This is a genomic window from Hassallia byssoidea VB512170, from assembly GCF_000817785.2.
Taxonomy (GTDB): Bacteria; Cyanobacteriota; Cyanobacteriia; order Cyanobacteriales; family Nostocaceae; genus Hassallia; species Hassallia carrinoi.
The window spans coordinates 1-4,582 of record NZ_JTCM02000202.1 but is presented as its reverse complement, the minus strand read 5'-3'; the positions used below and the strand labels follow the sequence as shown (position 1 = coordinate 4,582).

The 4,582-nt window shown below is 43.6% G+C and carries 9 protein-coding genes; 5 read left to right on the top strand and 4 right to left on the bottom strand.

The genetic code is table 11. The annotated features are described in order from the left end of the window. Nucleotides 1–215 precede the first annotated feature (215 nt). Complete coding sequence (locus tag PI95_RS34670; RefSeq protein ID WP_039747788.1) at nucleotides 216–407, bottom strand: hypothetical protein; 192 nt, start codon at nucleotides 405–407, stop codon at nucleotides 216–218. A gap of 610 nt (nucleotides 408–1,017) precedes the next feature. On the opposite strand from PI95_RS34670, the gene PI95_RS34665 reads away from it, so the two are divergent. From PI95_RS34665 to PI95_RS34650, 5 genes are all read left to right on the top strand, one after another. Beyond that, a complete protein-coding gene (locus PI95_RS34665; RefSeq protein ID WP_039747790.1) occupies nucleotides 1,018–1,467 on the top strand; it encodes a hypothetical protein in 450 nt (149 codons plus the stop codon). A 59-nt stretch (nucleotides 1,468–1,526) separates the two neighbouring features. Then, nucleotides 1,527–1,808, top strand: coding sequence for a hypothetical protein (locus PI95_RS34660; RefSeq protein ID WP_163519472.1), 282 nt, complete (start codon nucleotides 1,527–1,529; stop codon nucleotides 1,806–1,808). 130 nt (nucleotides 1,809–1,938) lie between these two features. Further along, nucleotides 1,939–2,712: a hypothetical protein gene (locus PI95_RS34655; RefSeq protein ID WP_052325231.1), complete on the top strand. Its 774-nt coding sequence runs from the start codon at nucleotides 1,939–1,941 to the stop codon at nucleotides 2,710–2,712. A 55-nt stretch (nucleotides 2,713–2,767) separates the two neighbouring features. Next, entirely contained in the window at nucleotides 2,768–2,962 is a 195-nt protein-coding gene (locus tag PI95_RS36540) for a hypothetical protein (protein WP_039747792.1), read from the top strand. Beyond that, nucleotides 2,959–3,375, top strand: a complete 417-nt coding sequence (locus PI95_RS34650; protein ID WP_039747793.1) for a hypothetical protein — start codon at nucleotides 2,959–2,961, stop codon at nucleotides 3,373–3,375. The genes PI95_RS36540 and PI95_RS34650 overlap by 4 nt, the downstream gene beginning before the upstream one ends. 168 nt (nucleotides 3,376–3,543) lie before the next feature. On the opposite strand, the gene PI95_RS34645 is transcribed toward PI95_RS34650, so the two are convergent. From PI95_RS34645 to PI95_RS35460, 3 genes are all read right to left on the bottom strand, one after another. Next, nucleotides 3,544–3,861, bottom strand: a complete 318-nt coding sequence (locus PI95_RS34645; RefSeq protein ID WP_039747794.1) for a hypothetical protein — start codon at nucleotides 3,859–3,861, stop codon at nucleotides 3,544–3,546. A 121-nt stretch (nucleotides 3,862–3,982) separates the two neighbouring features. Then, complete coding sequence (locus PI95_RS35465; RefSeq protein ID WP_201280732.1) at nucleotides 3,983–4,144, bottom strand: hypothetical protein; 162 nt, start codon at nucleotides 4,142–4,144, stop codon at nucleotides 3,983–3,985. Continuing rightward, nucleotides 4,141–4,582: hypothetical protein (locus PI95_RS35460; protein ID WP_236117333.1), on the bottom strand; the 442-nt coding region annotated here is incomplete at its 5' end. The genes PI95_RS35465 and PI95_RS35460, both read right to left, overlap by 4 nt.

The window sequence follows — 4,582 nt, the reverse complement described above, 5'->3', positions numbered from 1 at the left end:
TTTCTCTCAGCTGGCTGACCACGGATTCAACTGTTTCTTTTTCATCCAATTCAACAGAAAAACCGATTCTTTCGTTGTTGTAGCTACCAGTTGAAATTAGAAAATGCGCGTGTAGTCTTTTAATTTTCATGGCGGTGATAAAATACGTCTGTCTGAATTGTCGAAGGCGATCGCACTTTCTCACACACAGAAAGCGCTTACGCCTAATTTTTAAGTTATCCTTGGTTATCTCCCTGCGAGTCGAATACTACTTGAAAACTCGCATCTGGTATCATTCGTCGTAGAGTTTTGATGTGTCCATCGGCTTCAGAGCGTCGGCGAAATCGAGCTACACAAACCTGACGGGTAGGTTCAAAGCAGCGAAAAATTGCCCACGGGTTCGCATTGGGTTTGTATTTTGGTTCCATATCAAAAAAGTAAGTTAGTCAAAAAAGACACCAGCACAAAGCCTCCAGCTAGTGCTGGTGTTTTACTACGTCATCGGAAAAGGTGCATAAAAAGCAATCGTGACTACTGCTGCATAGGCATCTCCTCAAATGGTGTACGCTTTCTTACACGCTCACACTCCTTGCAAAAGGACGTGTAAGAAAGTGCCAGCAATGCTGTAACTACTTACGTTACCGCTGGCATGTTGTGAACAATGTAAATGCTAGTATTCACAGCCTGTGATCTGCGTCTGTTGTGTCCTCCTTGCGAAACGATAAAAGCTTTAGTGGTTCGGGGGCAAATTTTATGTGACTTACATGTGACTTGCACTCTCACTTCAACCGCTGGCAGGTCTTTTACTTGCACTACTTGGCTAGCAGGCTGCTATCTCTGCTTGGTTGCGGTTGGGTATTGCAAATTTAACTGCATAAAAGTCTACAGGCAGGTCTTTTATCAGGGAGGCTGCTATCTCTCCCCATTTCGTAAACATTATGCGTATGATTAGACATATTATCATAGTTTTTAAATCATACGCATAAATTAGGTTAAAATCATGCGTAGGATTGAATGTTAAAATCATGCGTAGGATTTATGAATGCGATAAATGACCAACGACGATCTGAAGAAGGACTCCAAGAGACACGGCTGGTACGAAGAGAAAAAACAACGCATGAACCTGACGTTGACTCCAACAGCAGCCAGTCACTTGGACGCAATATCTCAAGCTCAAAACACAAGCAAGTCGGAAGTTATCGAAACAATGCTCAGAGAGAAAATGCAGCAATCATTGTCATCGATGGAGGTGAAGATCCTGGGAAAATTACAGAACGTCTCAAGTTAATAGAGCAGGCATTTTTGTCATACGTTCACAATCATCAGCAACGCCTGGAAGCACGCCTTGATGAGAGTCGAACTTTAGAACAAAACTTTTTAACAGCCATTAGGGATCTTGAGCGTGATGTTAATTCCTTGACCTCGGAAAAAAAGGAAGTAGACGAATACCCTAACCCAGATAAAACACAAACTGACGAAAGTCCATAACGCCGTCCCCCGCCTTGCGGTAGGACGGCTTTTTGATGGGTGCTATCACCATGTGAGGAGTGCGATCGCGTCCAATTCTCAATGCCCAATGCCCAATGCCCAAAATTATGCAGCCAAACCAAGAAAGAATAATCAGCGAGCTATACCAGGCTTCTGAGTCAGTGGGACTTGAGATAACTGAATTTATTGATTTTATCCTTGTTCAGAATCCGGAAGTCGATAGGACTACCGCCACCCATGTGGCTATATTTTGCTTGCGTCAGCTGCGTACTGCTTTTCTAGAAGAACCACATCTGATGCAGCAGTTGAGAGCGATCGCGCTTCATTTCTCAAAACCCTAAAAATTAAAAAGCCCCCCAGAACTTTAGCGGAGACGGGCGGCTTTTATCAAGTTATGAACTACATGTACTTACGTACATGCTTAGTTTGTGAACAAACCTAGACACAATCTTGGCTTGCAACTCTTTTATTATGCCACATTCTGACAACAAACCTGTCCCTCGTTTGACAGCTTGGACAAAAAAACACGACGAACTCTGTCTGAAACACAAAATTCCGAATTCAGCACAAAAGCTGTGGCACTGGTTAATATGCTACGGACAAATTGGTAAAAGAATAGAGCCAAGTTTGAAAGACTTTAACGCTTGGATTGAACCTCAAAGGGGTAAACCGTACTGCCAGAAACAGTTAAAGAACGCTTTTAATAAGCTACTTGAATGCAATCTCATAAAACTGGTTAAGCAGTATAACTGGCATGAATTCAAGTTAATTATCAAACCATTGTCCTGGTTAGAACCACGTAAAGAGATTGCGGAAAAAAAGTCCGATTTAGAGAAACCGAGTGACAATTTACAGCCTGAAACCCAAGAAAATAAAGTTTCGCTTGGCGACGAGGTTTATCAGCAGCAGCAATCTCTTAATAGTCTCAACCAGCAAGTGACTGATGATACTAAATCTAAATCTCAGGTATCACCAGAGACAAAACAATCAATCAAGCAGCTTTGTTTAACAGCAAATATCCAGTTACCAGAGAAGTGTGAACTCTACTACTTTCCAATTGAAAAAATCAAAATATCTTTAGGCTTTCTCAAAATACGTAATAAACGTGACACAATCCCTAATCCAATTGGATGGTTAATTGATTGCTTGCAAAACGAGTATTACTTTGAACCAGAGAATCAGCGAATACTGCAAGCCTTAAAAGTCATAAGTCCAGATTCTCCGTTTTGGGAATACTACATATAAAAACCGCCTTCAATAACCACTGAAGGCGGCAACTTTAAACACTAATGAACAGATTATGCCGGATTATAAAACCGAACAAGACCAAGTAGAACATTTCAAAAACTGGATACGCACACGTTTTATCGCCGAGTGTGACTTTCAAAATCTTCCTTGCTTTGAAGCGTTTGCGTGGTCAATCGCCCTGCGTGAAATGTCCCAATCGTTAACTCATGCCATTGTCCCCTTTCAACGTCGCGGGGGGAAATCATGAAATACAAACAACTCGAATTGTTCTTTATCCCCCCTGCAACGCGCACCGCTGTTATTGATCCTTTCTGGGACGAGATCGAAAAAGGGACAGAGAAAACAAACACTGTTCGGGAGCAAGTAAATAGTACTACTGCTCCCGAACACAATTGTGCTGAGTCGCTGGTTGCATCTGACACTAATCAACCACATACTCATTGGGTAGAGAAATACTGGGTTAAGCGGCGCGGTGAAAAACACGAATACTACCGATACTGCTGGATGGAAGGAAGAAAGATTTACCGCTGTCATATAAGTGGTCGAGCTGGGAGTGTTGGTGCTAACCAGAGAAAGCAAGTTGTTTGTGAGGCGATTCTTGATGGACAATCGCCCCAGGAGATAGTTGCGCTCGTTCGACAGTATATCCGGGGACACTAATGCAAGAACATCTCGGTTTTGAGGATGTAGGGGCAACGCTCTGGGCGCTTCTATCTAGGCAACCAACGACAATACCCAATCGCCCAGAGCGTTGACACTATCCTCAAAAAGCGTACTCGCGTCCGAGATGTTTACGCCACCACACGACCAATGCCCAATGACTAATTTCTAATTCCCAATTTCTAATTCCCCCCTTTCCACCATCGCTTGAAACTTCCTCAACTCATCCCAAGCGCGGGTGTTAGTGTCTAGCTGCTTAGAATTTTGGTTGGGGTGGTAGTTCCGGCGTTTATGTTCGATATATCTGTCAATGGTTTGTAATATTTCAGCTTGCAGCCCCAAGTCAGAATCTACAGCTTGTTCATCTAGCGCCCTGGCATATTCTAAAATCTTGGGTGCTAGCGCGATCGGCACTCGGATCACTTGAGTTTTCCCGTGCTTCCATCCTGGCTGCCAACTAGTACTATTTACTCCACCTTTTAACATTGTACTTTTTGAAATGCCTGTTACAAGGCAGTGTACAACGTTTTAGGTAGGAAGTTAAAAAAGGGCGATCGCGTCGTTCGGGCGATCGCCTGGAGGATTTTACTAAGCCATCACTATAACCTCACGCATCAATGCGAGTTGCCGGCTGATACAGTTCCTCGACTTCTACCCACGCTGCATCTGACAGTTTTTGCAGTATCGCCGCAAGTGCAAGTGGTTCATCGAATTCCCCCACTTGCAGCCTCTCGTAAAAATCTTCAATCTCTAAAAATAGTTTGTTCATCGGCTATAGCTCACTAATAAGGGTACTTCTTTAACCCCGTCACTGTATAAGTTTTTCATATCTTTCTCAAACGCTTGCCACCCAACGCTTGTACGCAGTACCACACACCCCGCGCTACCGGGCATATTCGCGTCAAAATGCACCCCAAAATCACCCCGCTGCACACCATTAACCATCACCATATGCGGGTTAATCTTGTAAAAGTTACCTTCTACACCGCGCACACCAGGCATATATATAGGTGTGGTGGTAACGCAATAGCAGTCAACACCAATAACGTTATTGGCAGGAATCGGTCCCTTGCCTGGAGATGAGAGACAATCAAAACGTTGATTGTTAGCGAGTCCACTAGTGGCAATGTAGGTGTTGGCGATACTGGGTGATTCTGAATCCAGCAACAGAAGGCGCCCTTCAATTAAATTTGCACTCTTTATCAAG

Coding starts and splice junctions, on each gene's coding strand:
- PI95_RS34645 (WP_039747794.1), bottom strand. CDS start 3,861: ATGTTAAAAGGTGGAGTAAATAGTACTAGTTGGCAGCCAGGATGGAAG.
- PI95_RS35465 (WP_201280732.1), bottom strand. CDS start 4,144: ATGAACAAACTATTTTTAGAGATTGAAGATTTTTACGAGAGGCTGCAA.
- PI95_RS34655 (WP_052325231.1), top strand. CDS start 1,939: ATGCCACATTCTGACAACAAACCTGTCCCTCGTTTGACAGCTTGGACA.
- PI95_RS34665 (WP_039747790.1), top strand. CDS start 1,018: ATGAATGCGATAAATGACCAACGACGATCTGAAGAAGGACTCCAAGAG.
- PI95_RS36540 (WP_039747792.1), top strand. CDS start 2,768: ATGCCGGATTATAAAACCGAACAAGACCAAGTAGAACATTTCAAAAAC.
- PI95_RS34670 (WP_039747788.1), bottom strand. CDS start 407: ATGGAACCAAAATACAAACCCAATGCGAACCCGTGGGCAATTTTTCGC.
- PI95_RS34650 (WP_039747793.1), top strand. CDS start 2,959: ATGAAATACAAACAACTCGAATTGTTCTTTATCCCCCCTGCAACGCGC.